15 protein-coding genes and 1 tRNA gene are annotated in these 16,443 nt (G+C 63.4%); 13 read left to right on the top strand and 3 right to left on the bottom strand.

Annotated features, from left to right (window positions below):
- Positions 1-224 precede the first annotated feature (224 nt).
- Positions 225-1,457: a hypothetical protein gene (locus L5G32_RS18955; RefSeq protein ID WP_237012638.1), complete on the bottom strand. Its 1,233-nt coding sequence runs from the start codon at positions 1,455-1,457 to the stop codon at positions 225-227.
- 3 nt (positions 1,458-1,460) lie between these two features.
- Positions 1,461-2,027 carry a dCTP deaminase gene (dcd, locus tag L5G32_RS18950; RefSeq protein WP_237012637.1) on the bottom strand — a complete coding sequence of 189 codons (567 nt, stop codon included), beginning with the start codon at positions 2,025-2,027 and terminating at the stop codon, positions 1,461-1,463.
- 156 nt (positions 2,028-2,183) lie between these two features.
- On the opposite strand from dcd, the gene L5G32_RS18945 reads away from it, so the two are divergent.
- The 10 genes from L5G32_RS18945 to L5G32_RS18910 all read left to right on the top strand — a co-directional run bounded on the left by L5G32_RS18945 (position 2,184) and on the right by L5G32_RS18910 (position 11,190).
- Positions 2,184-2,254: transfer RNA gene (locus tag L5G32_RS18945), tRNA-Gly, on the top strand.
- Positions 2,255-2,366: 112 nt separating this feature from the next.
- Complete coding sequence (locus L5G32_RS18940) at positions 2,367-3,875, top strand: tyrosine-type recombinase/integrase (protein ID WP_237012636.1); 1,509 nt, start codon at positions 2,367-2,369, stop codon at positions 3,873-3,875.
- The gene (locus L5G32_RS18935; RefSeq protein WP_237012635.1) at positions 3,872-4,147 is read left to right on the top strand and encodes a hypothetical protein; all 276 of its coding nucleotides are present in this window, start codon (positions 3,872-3,874) and stop codon (positions 4,145-4,147) included. The genes L5G32_RS18940 and L5G32_RS18935 overlap by 4 nt, the downstream gene beginning before the upstream one ends.
- Positions 4,144-5,328: a site-specific integrase gene (locus L5G32_RS18930; RefSeq protein WP_237012634.1), complete on the top strand. Its 1,185-nt coding sequence runs from the start codon at positions 4,144-4,146 to the stop codon at positions 5,326-5,328. Before L5G32_RS18935 ends, L5G32_RS18930 begins: the two co-directional genes overlap by 4 nt.
- 142 nt (positions 5,329-5,470) lie before the next feature.
- Entirely contained in the window at positions 5,471-5,938 is a 468-nt protein-coding gene (locus tag L5G32_RS18925) for a hypothetical protein (protein WP_237012633.1), read from the top strand.
- 225 nt (positions 5,939-6,163) lie between these two features.
- Positions 6,164-6,346 carry a helix-turn-helix transcriptional regulator gene (locus tag L5G32_RS19525; RefSeq protein ID WP_372491729.1) on the top strand — a complete coding sequence of 61 codons (183 nt, stop codon included), beginning with the start codon at positions 6,164-6,166 and terminating at the stop codon, positions 6,344-6,346.
- A gap of 723 nt (positions 6,347-7,069) precedes the next feature.
- Entirely contained in the window at positions 7,070-7,336 is a 267-nt protein-coding gene (locus tag L5G32_RS18920) for a hypothetical protein (RefSeq protein ID WP_237012631.1), read from the top strand.
- Positions 7,333-8,055 (top strand): hypothetical protein, encoded by a 723-nt coding sequence (locus L5G32_RS18915; RefSeq protein WP_237012630.1) that lies wholly within the window; start codon positions 7,333-7,335, stop codon positions 8,053-8,055. Before L5G32_RS18920 ends, L5G32_RS18915 begins: the two co-directional genes overlap by 4 nt.
- Positions 8,056-9,485: 1,430 nt before the next feature.
- The gene (locus L5G32_RS19540; protein ID WP_504928348.1) at positions 9,486-10,130 is read left to right on the top strand and encodes a DUF8453 domain-containing protein; all 645 of its coding nucleotides are present in this window, start codon (positions 9,486-9,488) and stop codon (positions 10,128-10,130) included.
- A 352-nt stretch (positions 10,131-10,482) separates the two neighbouring features.
- Positions 10,483-11,190 carry a hypothetical protein gene (locus tag L5G32_RS18910; protein ID WP_237012629.1) on the top strand — a complete coding sequence of 236 codons (708 nt, stop codon included), beginning with the start codon at positions 10,483-10,485 and terminating at the stop codon, positions 11,188-11,190.
- Between the two features lie 32 nt (positions 11,191-11,222).
- On the opposite strand, the gene L5G32_RS18905 is transcribed toward L5G32_RS18910, so the two are convergent.
- Positions 11,223-12,026, bottom strand: a complete 804-nt coding sequence (locus tag L5G32_RS18905) for a DUF5677 domain-containing protein (RefSeq protein ID WP_237012628.1) — start codon at positions 12,024-12,026, stop codon at positions 11,223-11,225.
- 593 nt (positions 12,027-12,619) lie between these two features.
- Between L5G32_RS18905 and L5G32_RS18900 the strand changes: the two genes are divergently transcribed.
- From L5G32_RS18900 to L5G32_RS18890, 3 genes are all read left to right on the top strand, one after another.
- Entirely contained in the window at positions 12,620-13,900 is a 1,281-nt protein-coding gene (locus tag L5G32_RS18900) for a uracil-xanthine permease family protein (protein WP_237012627.1), read from the top strand.
- 339 nt (positions 13,901-14,239) lie between these two features.
- Positions 14,240-15,112: a YsnF/AvaK domain-containing protein gene (locus L5G32_RS18895; RefSeq protein ID WP_237012626.1), complete on the top strand. Its 873-nt coding sequence runs from the start codon at positions 14,240-14,242 to the stop codon at positions 15,110-15,112.
- A 336-nt stretch (positions 15,113-15,448) separates the two neighbouring features.
- Positions 15,449-16,093, top strand: a complete 645-nt coding sequence (locus tag L5G32_RS18890; RefSeq protein WP_237012625.1) for a hypothetical protein — start codon at positions 15,449-15,451, stop codon at positions 16,091-16,093.
- The last annotated feature ends 350 nt before the right edge of the window (positions 16,094-16,443 follow it).

Below are 16,443 nucleotides of genomic sequence, written 5' to 3'. Positions count from 1 at the left end.
ACCGACTCAACCGCCGCCCCCGTCAAGTCCACGAATTCGCCACCCCAGCAGAAAAATTCAACGAACTACTATCAACAACCAACAGCAACTAACACAACCAGCGTTGCAACCACCACCTGAACCCACGCGGTCGAGCGGAGTCGAGACCCCCGCTTTCCGCCGGTCGAGCGGAGTCGAGACCCCCGCTTTCCGCTGGTCGAGCGGAGTCGAGACCCCTCCAGCCCTTACCCGACGACGATCGGCGGCAGCCCCGGTATCGGATTGGGGATCGTTCGTTTCCGTGGTTTCGGCTGCGGCGACGGGCCGGGGCGCGGACGCTCCTGAGTCTGCTGTTGCTGGTCCCGTTGCGGTCGCTGCTTCTGCGTCGTCGTCGCCGTCGTCTTCGGCGGGGGCGGCGGGGTCGAGTACTTGAGCATCTTCGCGCGCGCGGCAGCGACCTCTTTCCGGTCGGCCGAGTTCGGAATGTGCGCGGGCGCACTCGATTCGGTCTCGGCGGTTGTGTCGGTCGCGGACAGGTCCCCGAGTTCGTCGATGCTCGGACCGTTGTGCTCGTGAATGTTCGTGGCAACCGCTGTGCCGACCCCGCCGAGCCCGACGAGCACGAGGATCGCTGCCACTGCGGTGATCCGCCAGCGGCGTTTGCTCTCGGCAGCGCGGCGCGCTTCATTCGGATCGTCGTCGCCGTACTCTGTGTCCCCGTATCCAGGGTCCCCGTACTGGGTGTCCCCAAACTGGTCGCGGCGCGACGAGTCGAACCGCACGTTCCCGTGTTCGTCGAGTCGGTAGTCGGCAGGGTCGATGCCGGAGGCGCTGAACGAGGCAGGTCCGCTGTCGGACGGCTGGGCGCCCCACGCCAGAGCCACGGGTGCCTCGTCGATCCGGGCAAGAGTGTTGGTCGGATCGTCGTCGCCGCCGAACGTGTCGGGGAACCGGTCGCCCGGGAGCAGGGCAGTGAAGCCTCGTTCAGTGAGCGATTCCCACAGGCCCGGCCACTGATCGGTCCCCGGACCGAGGAGGATCGCGTCGACCGGCTGCGTGCCTGCGAGTTCGACGATCATGCCGTGGATCCGGTTCACTTCGGGAACGGTCGCCTCGACGATGTCGGCGCGGCTCACCGAGATGAATCGTAGTGTCCCCGTACCCATGACGAAGGTGCTGTCGCGGTCGTCGATCGAGTCGCGGGCCCGCCTGACCAGTTCGGTCAGTTCGTCGAACACCGCCGGTTCTGAAGCTTCCGGGACACTCCCGTTCTCGGTCAGTTCCGCCGCGATCCGCATGTCGAGGACACTCGGGACGATCCGGGGCTCCGACAGGGATGCGACGATCCGTCGGCGACCGTCGACGCGGCCCGTCCAGATCCCCGACGCTCCGAAGGTCAGGGCGAGTACGGCGCCTGTCGGGGCCTCCGGAATGGTGAATCCGGAGAGCCACAGTTCGGCGTCGTACTGATCTGTCATAGGTCAGCTCTGGAAGTTCAAATACGCTTTGGACGGTGTCGGACCGCGCTGCCCTTGGTATTTCGATCCGACGGTCGCGCTGCCGTACGGCGACTCAGCGGGGCTCGATAGACGGAACAGGCAGAGTTGGCCGATCTTCATTCCCGGCCACAGTGTTATCGGCAGGTTCGCCACGTTCGACAGTTCGAGCGTGATGTGGCCGGAGAAGCCGGGATCGATGAACCCGGCAGTCGAGTGGGTCAGTAGACCGAGTCGACCGAGGGACGACTTTCCTTCGAGCCGACCAGCGAGGTCGTCGGGAAGCGTGCACACCTCGAGCGTCGACCCGAGCACGAACTCCCCCGGGTGCAGGACGAACGGTTCGCCGTCCGGAGGTTCGACGAGGCTCGTCAACTCGTCCTGCCGCTTGGCCGGATCGATGTGCGTGTACTTGGTGTTGTTGAAGACGCGAAAGAGTCCGTCAAGACGCACGTCGACGCTCGACGGCTGGACGAGTGTCGAATCGAACGGGTCGATTCCGAGCCGTCCCCCGGCGATCTCGGCGCGGATGTCGCGGTCAGATAGCAGCACGTAGACGAGGTTACTGCAGATAGGCGCAGTTTTCGTCATTCACGACGCCCGGTGGCAGGGCTCACCGCGGTGCGGGGCGACGATCTGACCGCACCGCAGACAGGCCTCGTGCTGCCCGTTTGCTATGGTGACTTCGCACCGTTTCGGGTGCGCAATGCCGATGTAGTTTAGTGGTAGAACATCAGCTTCCCAAGCTGAGAGTGCGGGTTCGATTCCCGTCATCGGCTCTCCCTGGTCAGAGGGGGTTTTACCCCCTCTGGCGGATAGCAGAAGTAGGGACAACATGTACCGCCGTGGGCGCTACGTGGACACTTGCTATCCGCCAAGGACGACCATCACATGACCTCTCAACGTTCATTCGGGACCGTCGAACCGCTGCCCTCTGGCCGGTTCCGCGCCCGCTACACCGTGCCCGGTGAATACCGCCGACGCACCGCACCACTGACGTTCGACACGCGGAAAGCCGCGAACAATTGGCTCACGCAGACACACGCGGACGTGTTGCGCGGTGACTACCGCGACCCCGACGCCGGTGCGATCACCGTCGCCGAGTACGCCGACCGGTATCTGTCCGCCCGCGCGGGCGTCGACCTCGCACCGCGCACCGTCGCCTTGTACCGGCGACACCTGGCCCGCTACATCGCCGCTCCGGTGACCGCTCCCGGGCTGGGCACAGTGCGCCTGGGCGGCGAGCACCTGGCGTCGGTCGACGTAGCCACCGTCCGCGACTGGTACGCGGCCGTCACACACACCGCTGCCACCACGGCCGGGGCACGGTGCAAGCGGGCCCCGCGCGTGCATCCGGCACGCATGTGGGCCCGCGACATGGGTAGAGCGGTCCCGTCGACCGGCCGTCTGCCTGCTGCCGTGGTAACCGAGTGGGAGGCCGCTGGGGCTCCGGTACCTCACCGGGAGGCGATCGGCGACACCGGCAAAACACAAGCGGCGCAGGCATACCGGGTGTTGCGCGCAATCCTCGCCGCTGCACTCGACGAGGGGCTCATCCGGGAGAATCCGTGTCGTATCCGTAAGGCCGGGACCACGCGCGCCGCCGAACGGGTACCGGCCACGCCCGCGCAGATCGACGCGATAGCGGCCGCCATGCCCGACCGCCTGGCCGCTGCCGTGCACGTGGCCGCGTGGTCGGGTCTACGCGCCGGGGAACTGTTCGCGTTGGACCGGTCCAGGGTGAGCCTGGACCGCAACGCCAGGACCGGCACAGTACGCGTCGACCGGGCACTTATCGGTGGGTCGGGCCCGGCGACGTACGGCCCGCCGAAAACCACGTCGTCGGTGCGCACGATCCACCTGCCGCCGCACGTGGTTGAGATCTTGGCCGCACACTTGGACGCCTACCCCGGGCGCGGGGCGTCGGCGTTGGTGTTCACTACCCCGGCCGGGGGCCCGGTGTATGAATCGCACCGTCATCGGCACTTCTCGCGGGCTCGCGAGGCCGCTGGGCGTAGTGACCTCCGGTGGCACGATTTGCGGCACACCGGCGCGACGCTGGCCGCCCGCACGGGGGCATCCATCCGAGAGATACAGCACCGATTGGGACATTCGACGGCCTCGGCCGCGATGATCTACCAGCACCACACCGCCGACCGCGACGCCGACTTGGCCGCACGACTGTCGGACCTGGCCGCCCCGGCCGCAACAGAGCCAGCCCCGCCGCCGCAGGCAGACGGGGCCGACGAGAGTGCCGGGGGTATGGCGTCGGCGTTGACGCTGGCCGCGCAACTCATCCGTTCCGGTGCCGGTGCCGACGCGCTAGAGAGCTTGGCCGACTCGTTCCGCCAGGGCACCGGCGGCGATGCAGGGTCACACGTGGAAGCGGTGACCGCGTGAGTTCCGTCGACAACCACACGGGCGGCGAGTGGACCGCCGACGACGCGGCGCGCCGCCCACCGGCCCCGGCGTATTCCGGGGTGCCTGACCGCTTACAGACCTATTACCGCACAGTGAGCGTCGATCTACCCGTCTACGCGAGCGCCGACGATTACCACGACGCCGCCGCCGATGCTGCCGTCGAGTGGTATTCGGTCGATCATCTGCACTGTCCGCCGTCGTGCCCGTGCCGCCGTGCCACTACCCCCTCGAACCGAACGGATCTCCCATGACCTCGACCGCCTGGCATCGCACCGTGAATCGATTCACCGAACACCTACGGGCGCAACGACTTTCTGATCACACCATCGGCTATCACGCCTCACATGTTCGTCGCGCCGCCGACGCGCTCGCCGTCGACCCTGGCGACGTCACGGCCGCCAGTCTCGCGCGATACCTGGATAGCCGGACGTGGACGCCTGCGACGTACCGCAACAACGTCAAGTCTCTCCGCGTGTTCTTTGCGTGGTACGTCGCAATGACTGGCGCGCGGGTCAATCCGGCCGCCGATATTCCCCTGAACGCGCCGGACCCCGCCGCGATGACTGCCCGCGCAATGACGTATCCCGACCGCTCGCGCACGGGCCCGGACCCCAAAGCCGTGCCGACACAATGGGCGCACTGGATCGACGAGTGGGACACGTTCGCCCGCGCACAGGGTCGACCCAAAACGACGCGCGAGACCCGCCGTTACCAGCTGTCGGCGTTCGCTCGCGCAATGCATCCGACCGGGCCCGCCGAGGTCACCGAGATTGACGTGACCGATTGGTTCGCCGCTGGCGACTGGCGCACCGAGACCCGCCGCAGTCATCGCACAACGTTGCGCGGATTCTTCGCGTGGACTGTCACGACGGGCCGCCGGGCCGATAATCCGGCCACTCATCTACCCCCGCCCCCGGTCGCACCGACGTCGCCGCGTCCTGCCGCCGAGGATGACTACCGGTTCGCGCTCCGCATCGCCGACGCCCGCGACCGTCTCATGGTGCGCCTGGCCGCCGAATGCGGACTACGTCGCGCCGAGGTCGCCGCGATGCACTCACGCGACGTGCTCGACGTCCCTGGCGGTCGGTACATGCTCACCGTGACCGGTAAGGGTGGGCGCCGACGCATGGTCCCGTGTCCGCCAGACCTCGCGCGCGACGTTCGTCGCGCAGACGGGTACGTGTTCCCCTCGACCGCGTCGAGCACCGGACACCTGACACCGGCGTACGTCGGCAAGCGCACCGCGCGACTACTGCCCGCCGACGTGACGATGCACCAGCTTCGGCACCGGTTCGCCACGCGCGTCTACGCCTCATCGCGCGATCTGTTCGCGTTGCAGCAGACATTAGGACACGCCTCACCCGAGACGACGCGCCGCTACGTCGCACTCGATACCGACTCGCTATTCACTGCCGCACACGCCGCTTGGTAGTGGCGTGACGAGCCGGACGGCACCGCTTGACCTGGGCGTGAGTGCGTCTCGCTGGTGCCCAGTCGCCATAGCTCCATGCGCTACGTTGTGCATTTTATGCTAAACCTTGGAAAAATATGCATACGGTGATAGCGTGATCGCCATGACCTCAACGACACCAACGACGCCAGGAGCAACTACCGCCCCAGGCGTCGTTGGTGCGTTACGCGAGCCACACGCCGCCGGACGCGCCGTTCTAGAACTCGCGGCCTCCGCACTACGACCGCTCGCCGACCTCTCGCCCACCTACGCTCAGTGGGGCCGCGACGTCGCCGACATGATCGTCCGGCACGACATCGCGCGCGCCGCCAGTCGTCGCAACGTCTCGATGTTGCACCACTTCGCCCGCACCGCCCGCACTGAGACGCTACGGACCGACGCCTCACTAGCACTCGCAATGCTCACGTTCATCGGCCACGGACTGCTCTTCGACGCCGCCGCCGATAGCAGCCACGACGCCCCGTTCTATCGCCGGTTCGGCGACAAGCGCCCTGGCGGCGATGATCCGCCGCCCCGGTACCTCGATCCACGGACGACGCCGCGTACGCCGACCGGGCCGCCGCGCGACTGACGCGCGGACTATCGCCACGGTCGAATAGCAATGCGCGACAGAAAGTATCGGCGTAGCAGGGACTGCTATCCCTACTCCGGTGCCTGACGTTCGTCGCACTAGTCCACGGATTCGGTACGCCCCCGCGCGGGGCGTAAACCGATCGATCCGCGCGTGTACAACCTCGCCCCCGACTGACCGTCCTGGGGCACCGTGGGCGTTACCCGATAAGGGGCCCGACCAACCATGACCGAACCGACGTCGACTTACGTCACGATTCCCGAGGCTGCCTCGCTTATCGGTGTATCGCGGGCGTTCATCAGCAAGTGCATACACCAGACGCGGACACTACCCGCCGTCCGCGTACCCGGCACGCGTGTCGTCCGTATCCGCCGCGACGATGTACTGGCTCTCGTCGAGCCCGTATAGCCGGGTGTGGTGGCACAACCACCGGGACACGACAGCCGGGACGACCCCGGCATACCGATAACGGAGTTTGGCATATCGACGGGTGAATGGCACCGCCGACTAGATCACTCTCCGTTATCCAAGGAAACGCGCACAGTAGTACGCACCTTGGCAACGTATGCCGACTTTGAGACCGGATCGAATGCCTACCCCGGAAATGTCAACCTGGCACAAGCTATCGGGTACTCAAAACCCGATTACATCGGCAACCATCTGCGAATCGCACGCGCCGAGGGATGGATAGTACGAACCTCGAAATCCAATGTTAAACGGGGAAACGCTGCCACCTATTCCCTAGCGCTGCCCGATCCGTCGAGCGAATATAGATAAGGAGGAAACACATGAAACACAACGGAAATCGCCCGCGTTGGATGAACCTAGACACGTTCATTCCGGGCGACCGAGTACGAATTAAAGGTGCTCGAAAGTATGGAACTGGCGTCGTATCCCGCTCTTACGCAAACGTAGTGATCGTTCGTCGTGGGGCACGAATCACCAAGCATGACGCGACCGAGTTAGTTCACGTATCGGAATACCCGTGGAAGTCCACCAGACGGCCATACAGACCCCGGCGGCCTCCCGTCAACGCATCACCTAAGACGAACCGGAAATCGACGAACTGATTCGGGCCACCTGGTGTAAATCCGCACCAGGTCACCATCACAGAGGAAAGACAATCAACTTATGAAGCACAACAATTATGCCGCCGAGGTACCCGAAAAGCTGCGACCCGCATACGATGCTGCCCCCGGCGTAAGCCTGGTCTCGCTCCAGAATTGGGTGTCACTGGCACACGACGAAAAGTACCCACGTGATCCCGAACGGGCGAACGTCGTTGTCGTCGCCGATGGTGCCAACACCACATACGATGCCGACGATTACCACCTCGCCGACCACCTGCGGCGCATGGAATACGCACTCAACACCATCACAGAGGGAGATGCACAGTGAAGTACAACCAGACCCAGACGGCAGAGGGCGGCGAACGGTTCATCAACAAGACGCCGAGCGGACAGCCGGTGGGGTGGGAACTCACCGGCGGCCCCGGTCGGGAATCTCTACTCCGGGCGGTGCCTGCACCCCCGCTCGACCGCACGGTCCCCGCGCGGTTACGGACCGAGTACGACGCCGCCCCACTTATGTCTGACCGAGAGTTGGTCCAACTCGCAAACGACGCCCACCGACGTCGCGCCGAACGCGCACACCAGGCGTCACAGGCCGCCTACGCGGCAACACACGAGGGACGAACGGTATTCACAGACCTACGGCCCGCTTATGACGCCGTAATTGCCGAGGGACTCACAGACGAAGACTTCGACGACGCTCAGCACATCCAACGCCTGAAAGTCGCCGAGCGCAAGGTAGCGGCTGCCGAGTCGGCCGCCAAGCGCGAGACCGAGCGACAGGCCGCCCGATGTCGCGTACCTGAATGCGGCGCGCTCGACTTACCAACTCGTCGGCCCGTCGTCCAACTGACAGCACCGAATGGGCCGTTGGATAGCGGCCGCTCGGTCGTCCTCGATGGCCCCGGCGTCGTCTGTGCCGAATGCGAATCGGTCATCGTCGCCGAGTACTTGGCGACGCTGGCCGCTGTCAAACTCTCACGGCGCATCGCGCGCGCAGACGCAGCGCGTACGTATGTCGCCAAAGCGAGACCCGTGAAGCGATAACCACTAGAGCGACGCCCCGGCGGCCCGATTACAGGCCTCCGGGGCCTCGTCCGTCCTGTGATCCACTGGACGCTATCTTCTCGAGCCAGACTCGCGGCCCTACGCCCTAGATCAAGAACGACGCCCCGCCACCTGATGAGAGATGGGCGGGGCGTCGCTGTCGTCGAAAGATCTACGGGAAGATGAACGGCCGAATCGTATCCAAGAACGCTCGTAGGCCGATCGAGTTCAAGAACTCAGCAACCTGGCCCAGTGGATCAACAATCATTTGGGGTATTCCTCCCGGTAGCTCGTGCAGCACTGTTGCGCCCCGATCGCCTGATGTGTCGCGCAGCGTAGGTCGTGTGTTACACGACCCCTATGGCCGCAACGGTCGCTGCTAGACGCGCCGGGGCAGCTCGGGCGTGCCAAGCACGACACCGGTTCGACGCCAGGCAACGGGCACACCAGCTCGAAGCACGGCAGCGACTCGCACGCGGCCGCCCGCTCGACGTCAGGCCGCCACCTCGACGCGGTGACAGCGGCATTAACGAGGGCAACAGCACGACGGGTAGCAGCACGACGACGGCAGCGCCCCGACACGAGCACCGCTCGACGACGACGGACACGCGCGCCGCCGGGCGCGCCTGTCGACCTAGAACAGAATCTGGGCGGTCGATAGCGCCTGTGGATAACTCCCACCTACCCCCGGTAGCCGGGGGTAGGTGGGGTTCACGACCAACCCCCGGTAGTAGGGGTGACCAACCCCCGGTAGTAGGGGTGACCTACCCCCGGTTACCGGGGGTCCACCACCCATAGACCAACCCTGACCAGACATACCGTGGTTTCGTAGTCGGGTACGTTACGTCGCGCGCGCGAGCAAAGCCCGGCCATGAGTCGAGTAGACGCCAATACGACACGACACCAGCGGCCACAGATCGCCGACTCCCGAATGGCATGCCTGCGATGTCAATGCCTCAGTCTCATTGCTAGGTCAGTCGGTCACGACCGACCCGTCCACGCGCAATCGCCGCACTCGGTGACAATTTTTGAGTCGGGCCACCTCTTAGAGGGCGGACCTCCGCCCGCTCTCTTTCCGACCCCCGGTAACAGGGGGTCGGTACATTCAACCGTGTGCACGACGGGGTCAGGTCGTCGGCGATAGTCGCGCCCCGGCGAAAGCACTGGTCTGGCGCACCGTGCCCGTAGTTGGGTCACGGTCACGCGGTGGACCTTCGAAGGAAGCACGGCGCGCCCGAGTCACCCTTCAATCGCTCCGGTGGATTCCTCGACAGCGCGCAGCGCGACCCGGTTGCGGCTGTCCTAGCCATCGTGCGAGAGCGGCCGCCTGGCGACGAGTAGGCCAAAGGGATGAATCGGAAGGCATGACTCCCCCGGCTGCCTGAGTCGGAGCTACCCTAAACTTCCACTAACGAAAGCAGGCGGGTACATTGGCCGATTCAGCAACTGTTGCGGACTGGCTGACCGCGTCTAGCACACTTTTCGGAGCAGTAGTTACAGCTCTATCTGTAGCCGTTGCAACAGTCTTTGGCGTTCGCACCCTTCGCCAAACGAAGCAGGACAGCATTGACCGCAGTCGGCCGATGGTCGCTGCGTACCTTGAGCGTGACCCGCACCCAACTGGCCTGGGCGCGGACATAGTGGTGAAGAACTTCGGGGCTTCTGTTGCGTACTCAGTCGAAATCACATTCACCCCACCTATCGAAGATTCTGGTACCCGGTCAGGCAACGCCAGTTTCGTCCCGTTACTCCTCAGGCGATACAGTTCACCAATTCCCAACCTAATTCCCGGAATGGAACTTCGGAACCTCTGGAATATCGCGAATAAGGACCAAACCGATGAGGACGGGCAATACGTCAACGACGAACCGATACCTGATCGCGTGATCGCCAAGATTGCATATCGCGACTCGCCCCTAGAGGCCATATCGAAAACTAACAGCTATGAGGACACTTTCATATTGGACATTAACGTCCTACGAGGCGAGGTAATTACCACGCATTCGGATGACCATCTCGGTTTACATAAGAGGTCAACAAAAGCTCTGGAATCCATCGAAAAACGACTAAAGTAGTTGGTGAATTCCAACAAATAGGGAAGGAATTCCCGGTGAAAACTTGGGAGTTTGACCACCTTATTAAAAGCAGTCCATCATCGAACAGGCAGTCGGTTGTAGTCCCACCCTGCTCGCGGTTGCACTTCGGCTACAGCGTTCATCGTCGCCAACCTGGCGCTTCTCGCTCCCTGCCGAGCGCGTACAGAATCGGCCTCGTCGACGTCCGCCGGTCACCACCAGGCCATCGTCGAAAGCCTCGCGTTCGCCTCAACATAATCGCGCTCACTAGCGACGTCCAACCGACGCGAGGGCACCAGAACGTCACGGAATGCGGGATGGGATGACGCGCCGGCGCATAGAGTTCCCGAATGTGAAATCAACCCAAGTCGGTACTCGACTCACAATCATCGCCGCATCCATCACGATCGGCACGTACCTCGCAGTTGTCGTTTGCGCATTCATCCAAAGATGGTCAGCAGACCGAGTTGGTCCGCTCATCACTGCGGGAGCCGCAACCGTGACACTTGCTGGACTCGTGTTCGCGTGGTGGCAAGCGAAACAAGCTTCGGAGATCGCTGAGGTGGCCCGTCGAGACGCCGAGCGGAATCGGAGATTGCAGGCAGAATATCAGCGTCGCCACGCAGGCATGAAGGCCGTCGTCAATCTCATCGCGATCGCTGAGCGGATGGAAGATCCGAGGTTCCGACAGTTCTTTACCACGACCGGGCTGCGTTCAGAACCGGGGCTTCGAGCTGAACTGCAGGCCTTGGTCCACTCAGCCACCCCGCAGTTCATGCTTATCAACTTTAGTCACACGGGCCAAGCGGCCATGCGTGGCTTCGGCAACGCGCAGAGAGTTCTCGACAGATTGCCCCGAGACGGCGACGACGTAGACGGCTGGGAGCACCTTCGCAAGGTATGGGCCAATACTGGCACTTGGCTGATGACAACGCTCCCATGGGGCACCGCCGAATTCTCAGTCGATCCCGAAGACGTCGAAAAGTTCGATCAACCGAAACCTCCCCAGGTGAGATACACCTGGGAGCTGGACGACGACGACTATCCACCCTCCGTTTAAGGTAAGGCGACGAGGACCCCGACGTAAGAGTCTCAATCTCTGGAACGGTTCTGGCGCAACCAGGATTTCTCCGTTGGCTTGAGGTCGAGCACAATTCCAAGCTCGCGGGAGACACTCCTCAGGAAGTTCCTTAGGATATTGTCCTTAGCGCGGTATTGGAAGGACATTTGTGCCCAGACAGTTGCGGCGACTGCCAAGAACAGCCATGCATCGGTGGCATCGAACTTCGGCTCCCGCAGCGCCACGAGGCTAGTGGTTGGGTTGGTCTGGTCTTGGGCGACGTACTCATCCGCGACGTCAACCGATGGATGAGTGAAAGCACAAAGAAGCTTGTAGTACTGGTATGACCCATCTGCACCAACGCCTATCTCGTCACAGATCTGCCTGAAGCTCGTGGCAACCGTTCGTGCAGACGCGGGGCCAGGGAGATCGGCGTACGCGACACGCGCCCTCTCAACTTGATCAGCCGCAGACCGGAATGTGTCGTTATTCGACCCTCGCAGGGATCGAACGAGCCCTGCGCTCTGTCGTCGACTCTCATTAATCCACGCGTTGGGTGCGTCCTGCACCTGAGCTATCCACTGGGCGGTAATTCCAGTTTCATAGGCCGTTCTTACAAGGGGCATCAGGATAAGTGGACTTACTCCTTCACGGTGAGACTGCGCGATGAAATCGAGCAATTTCGTATTGTTCATCGCGAGTCCGTACAGGCAGCCGACGCGCACCAAGTCGATAGACTTTGAAACGGGTTCCCGGTCAAGATAACTGTGCCATCGCTCGATGAGGTCGTCCGCAATCTCGCACAGCCGGTCGTGTCCAATCGGTCCTTCAGCCACTGAACAATGATCACACGCCGGTCCGCGAAAATTTCGTCAACTTGGACTACTCGGCCAACGCAGTCCGGAAGGGGCGTTACCTCGTGCCGCACGCGCTGCCACCATACTTCTCCGTTCTAGGTGGTAGCCCTGCCGCCTAGTGCCGCCAGTCGTCCGGGTCCTCTCATCGCTGTTTGCCGCACTCCGTCGTCTTGGTGGCCGCATTCGACCCGAGTGTCCGCCCTTGCCTCCCCTGAAAAACGTGGCACGCGTGGACACTACGTGGGCGCAAACCATGTCTGCCGTGACTCCGGCGCGTTCCGTGCTACTCTCGTCGTCGCAGCTAGAGCCATGCAGGTGGGTTCTACCTGCGTGTTCACCGGTACGGTCTGCACTCTTCCCAAGCTGAGAGTGCGGGTTCGATTCCCGTCATCGGCTCCATTGAACAACCAGGTCCCAGCGTTTTTGGACTGACTTCTTCTCGTATTTCTAGGCCTGGGGCCCCGCATTACGCCGACGTCTTGCGGTCCGGCCGACCCCTGAACCCCATCACGCTGGCTTTGCGGCACTGCACGCGGATTCTCGAGCCTCGTCGATCCGCTAATCTCCGTCACATGCTCTCGTGGAAACCGGTGCCCGCTGACGCGACCGTCGTCGCACCTGATGAACGTCTGTCGTGGCCGCGGACCATCGGCATCGGCGCACAGCATGTGGTTGCGATGTTCGGTGCGACTTTCCTCGTCCCGGTCCTCACCGGGTTCCCGCCGTCGACGACTCTGCTGTTCTCCGGCATCGGAACGATCGCGTTCCTGATCGTCACCGGTAATCGGCTCCCCAGCTATCTCGGTTCGAGTTTCGCCGTGATCGCCCCGGTCACCGCAGCGGTCGGCGCGCACGGCACCGGCAGCGCGCTGGGCGGGTTCATGGTCCTCGGCGCCGTGCTGATCGCGATCGGCGCCCTCGTGCACCTGGTCGGGACGCACTGGATCGACGTGGTGCTTCCGCCTGTCGTCACCGGCGCGATCGTCGCGCTGATCGGGTTCAATCTCGCGCCCTCAGCGAAGGACAACTTCGAGAAGGGACCGATCGCAGGACTAGTGACTCTGGTCCTGATGGTGGCTGTCCTCGCGTTCTTCCGCGGGTTGATCGGGCGATTGGCGATCTTCCTCGCGGTGGTCGTCGGCTACCTCGTGGCGTTGGCGATGGGCGACGTCGACACCTCGGTCATCGCGTCGGCCGCCTGGATCGGGTTCCCCGACTTCCACACGCCCTCGTTCAACCTGGCTGTACTGCCACTGTTCCTGCCTGCAGTGATCGCTCTGGTCGCCGAGAACATCGGACACGTTAAGTCGGTCTCGCAGATGACCGGGCGGGACCTCGATCCGGTCACCGGCCGCGCCTTGATGGGCGACGGTCTCGCGACGATGTTCGCCGGTGCTGGCGGCGGCACGGCGACGACCACGTATGCCGAGAACATCGGCGTCATGGCGGCGACCCGCATCTACTCCACCGCCGCATACTGGGTTGCCGCGATCGTCGCCATCGCGCTGTCGTTGTGCCCGAAGATCGGCGCGGTCATCTCAGCGATTCCGCCGGGCGTGCTCGGCGGCGCGACGGTCGTTCTTTACGGACTCGTCGGCATCGTCGGCGTCCGTATCTGGCTCACCAACCATGTGGACTTCGCCAAGCCCGTCAACCAGATGACCGCAGCGATCCCGCTGATCATCGGCATCGCGGACTTCACCTGGAAGGCAGGCGATCTGGTCTTCACCGGGATCTCACTCGGATCCATCGCCGCATTGCTCGTCTACCACGGAATGCGCTTGCTGACAGCCACGCGCAACGGCATCGGCAGGCCGCAGGAGCGAGAGTCCGTCGACACCGATCACCGGTAACTCGCAGCGAAGGGGATGGAGGCGATGAGCAAGCGTACGAACGTGCTCCTCAAGACACCGAATCCTAATCACATCTCGTCACACCCTGAGGAATTGATAAGTGGATGCTGGTCGTCTCCGACACAACGAGCATCGGCCCTACCTGCGAATCGACCTCTGGCCTGTGCCTTAATCTCAAGTCCACTTCAGATCAATGCTTTGGCGGACTGATGGACGCTGTGCATTTCTCCCCACTGTGTTCGGGTGGAGGAAGGCGCATCGATGCATCGCGTAGATCGCGAGAATCGCACGCCAATCCTTGAGGGGGGACCTCGAGGACACGATGAAGGGAGATCGACTATGAGCATCACCCAGACCGACCTCGAAAAGCTGATCGGCGCACCGAAGTGGGCGGCCGTGAACACCGGACTCTTCGGGCTCAGCAGTTCACTGGTGCCGCTCGCGGGGGCCGCGGTCTCCGGCGACGACCTCGTGGTCGCGCCGACGAAGGCCACAGTGAAGGACGCGCCGCACCTCGACGCCGATGACGGCATCAGTGCGAAGCAGGAGGATGAACTGTACGCGCACTACGGGATTCGTCCGAGTGCAGCCGACAACAGCGGCAGGCACGCGGCCCAGGACCAGGGCCAGGCACCACAGCGCGAGACCGCAGGCAATGCCGCTGCAGGCACTGCGGCAGCAGGCACTGCGGCTGCGGGCACTGCGGCTGCGGGCACTCCGTCAACAGGTACAACAGGGACGACTGCTGACTCCCGACCCGCAGTTGACTTCGGACAGACAGCCGCCGACGCGTCTGCACGCGACTCGGCCGACACCACGGCACGCCAGTCGTCCGACGGCGACACTGTGATCCGCCACGATGAGCAACTCAACGTCGACAAGCAGCAGGAGGTCACCGGTAAGGCCCGCCTGCGCAAGTACGTCGTCACCGAGACGCAGCAGGTCGAGGTTCCCGTCACCCGCGAGGAAGTCGTCGTCGAACGGACTCCGATCTCGGCAGACGAAGCAGCACGGCTCGGCGACGAGTCGACGATCGGCGATGAGTCGATCGAGGTCCCGCTTCACGAGGAGCGCCTCGTGGTGAACAAGGAGCAGGTGCCGGTGGAGCGCGTCCGCGTCGGTACTGAGGCTGTCACCGAGACCAAGACGGTCTCCGACGACGTGCGCAAGGAGCGCATCGATACCGACGCCGGTGACTCAAACAGGCGGTAATCTAAACTGACACCTCGGGACAATCTGTCCACAGGTCCAGGCTGCGGCGTCGACTCCTACGCGGAGTCGACGCCGCAGCCGTTTCGGATCCACTGTGTCGCGCGATCGGCTGAGCGGACTCACTCGCTGGTCACAGCAAACCGATCTGCGAACTCGCGGCAACACATCCGGCCCGCCCGAGACGTCCGCTACCGTGACCCGATGACCTTTCCGCCTGGGCCTCCGCGGAACCCCGGCGGCCCCGTCCCACCTCAGTTCGGTCGACCCCAGCATCCGCCACAGCAGCAATTCTCAGGCGGGCCTGTCCCAGTTCCCTAGCACGCACAGGTGCCGCTCGTGCCCGGAATGTCCCTGATCCAGCAGCGGTTCTCCGGGAGCCTTATCAGGGTCGTCGGCTGCGCGGGCGCCGTGCTGCAGGTCCTCATCATCGGCTTCGGGGTGGGCGCGTGGCTGGTGAGCAAATCGAAAGGCCACTACGAAGCGGGCGAGACGACGATCACCGGGTTCGGCACTCCCACAGTGAACGGTGTCGAGGTCTCAACCGACGTCTTCGGCGGCGGCACGGATTGGCAGCCAGGAAGTCCCGCAGTCGTGACTGCAGTCATCGCGGCCCTGGTCCTCATGCTCTGCATTGCGATCTTCTTCAACATCCTTCCGTTCACATCAGCATCTCTCGGAGTAGGACTGACTGCGGGTTCTATGTTCTGGGTGATTGTCGTGTGGTCCGATATCGGACAGCACGTCGCCGACTTTCCGTCGTACTATTCGGCAGACCAGGACGACGTCGACATGTCCGCGGGGTGGGGACTCATCGGGACATTCTTCTGGCTACTGTTCTCGGTACTACTGTTCGCGGCTTGGATGCTGTTGACGATCCGACGTTCCAAGCAGCCGACCCCCTTGGCTCAAAGCGGATGGACCTCTGCGAACGTCAATCGCGGCCCTCGGCCGAACGGGCCAGTCGGGCCCGGATTCAACTGAGCCACTCGAACACACACAGAGCAGCACCTGCGGAGACGAGCAGTCTCACTATGCACCCGTTTTCGAACGTGAGTTCTTGTCGGAGGTGAGTTATACCATTCAGATAGTTCTCGGGTGATTCCGGGAGCGACGGGTTTTTTGACAAGTTGATAGCGCGCCGCGGTCCTGGCGAACCGTTGAAGAGCGCTCGTTCCTCCCTGGTGGGAGTGCGAGCCGCGGGAGGGTCGTGGCGGCAGATCGGCCGGGGTGGTGTCCCGGCACATACTTTCGCATTGCTGCTTACGTGCAACGCCGATCGGTGAGGCACGTGAACCGAAGAAGGGGGATTGCCATGTTCGCTACGTGTGTCC

Origin of the sequence: Gordonia zhenghanii (genome assembly GCF_021738965.1) — a bacterium.
Lineage (GTDB): Bacteria > Actinomycetota > Actinomycetes > Mycobacteriales > Mycobacteriaceae > Gordonia > Gordonia zhenghanii.
The sequence above is the reverse complement of the archived record's forward strand: the minus strand, read 5'-3'. Positions and strand labels throughout refer to the sequence as shown.

Excerpts from the sequence above, each read along its gene's own strand:
- L5G32_RS18955 (WP_237012638.1), bottom strand. The coding sequence starts at position 1,457 with ATGACAGATCAGTACGACGCCGAACTGTGGCTCTCCGGATTCACCATT.
- L5G32_RS18940 (WP_237012636.1), top strand. The coding sequence starts at position 2,367 with ATGACCTCTCAACGTTCATTCGGGACCGTCGAACCGCTGCCCTCTGGC.
- L5G32_RS18930 (WP_237012634.1), top strand. The coding sequence starts at position 4,144 with ATGACCTCGACCGCCTGGCATCGCACCGTGAATCGATTCACCGAACAC.
- L5G32_RS18925 (WP_237012633.1), top strand. The coding sequence starts at position 5,471 with ATGACCTCAACGACACCAACGACGCCAGGAGCAACTACCGCCCCAGGC.
- L5G32_RS19525 (WP_372491729.1), top strand. The coding sequence starts at position 6,164 with ATGACCGAACCGACGTCGACTTACGTCACGATTCCCGAGGCTGCCTCG.
- L5G32_RS18920 (WP_237012631.1), top strand. The coding sequence starts at position 7,070 with ATGAAGCACAACAATTATGCCGCCGAGGTACCCGAAAAGCTGCGACCC.
- L5G32_RS18900 (WP_237012627.1), top strand. The coding sequence starts at position 12,620 with ATGCTCTCGTGGAAACCGGTGCCCGCTGACGCGACCGTCGTCGCACCT.
- L5G32_RS18895 (WP_237012626.1), top strand. The coding sequence starts at position 14,240 with ATGAGCATCACCCAGACCGACCTCGAAAAGCTGATCGGCGCACCGAAG.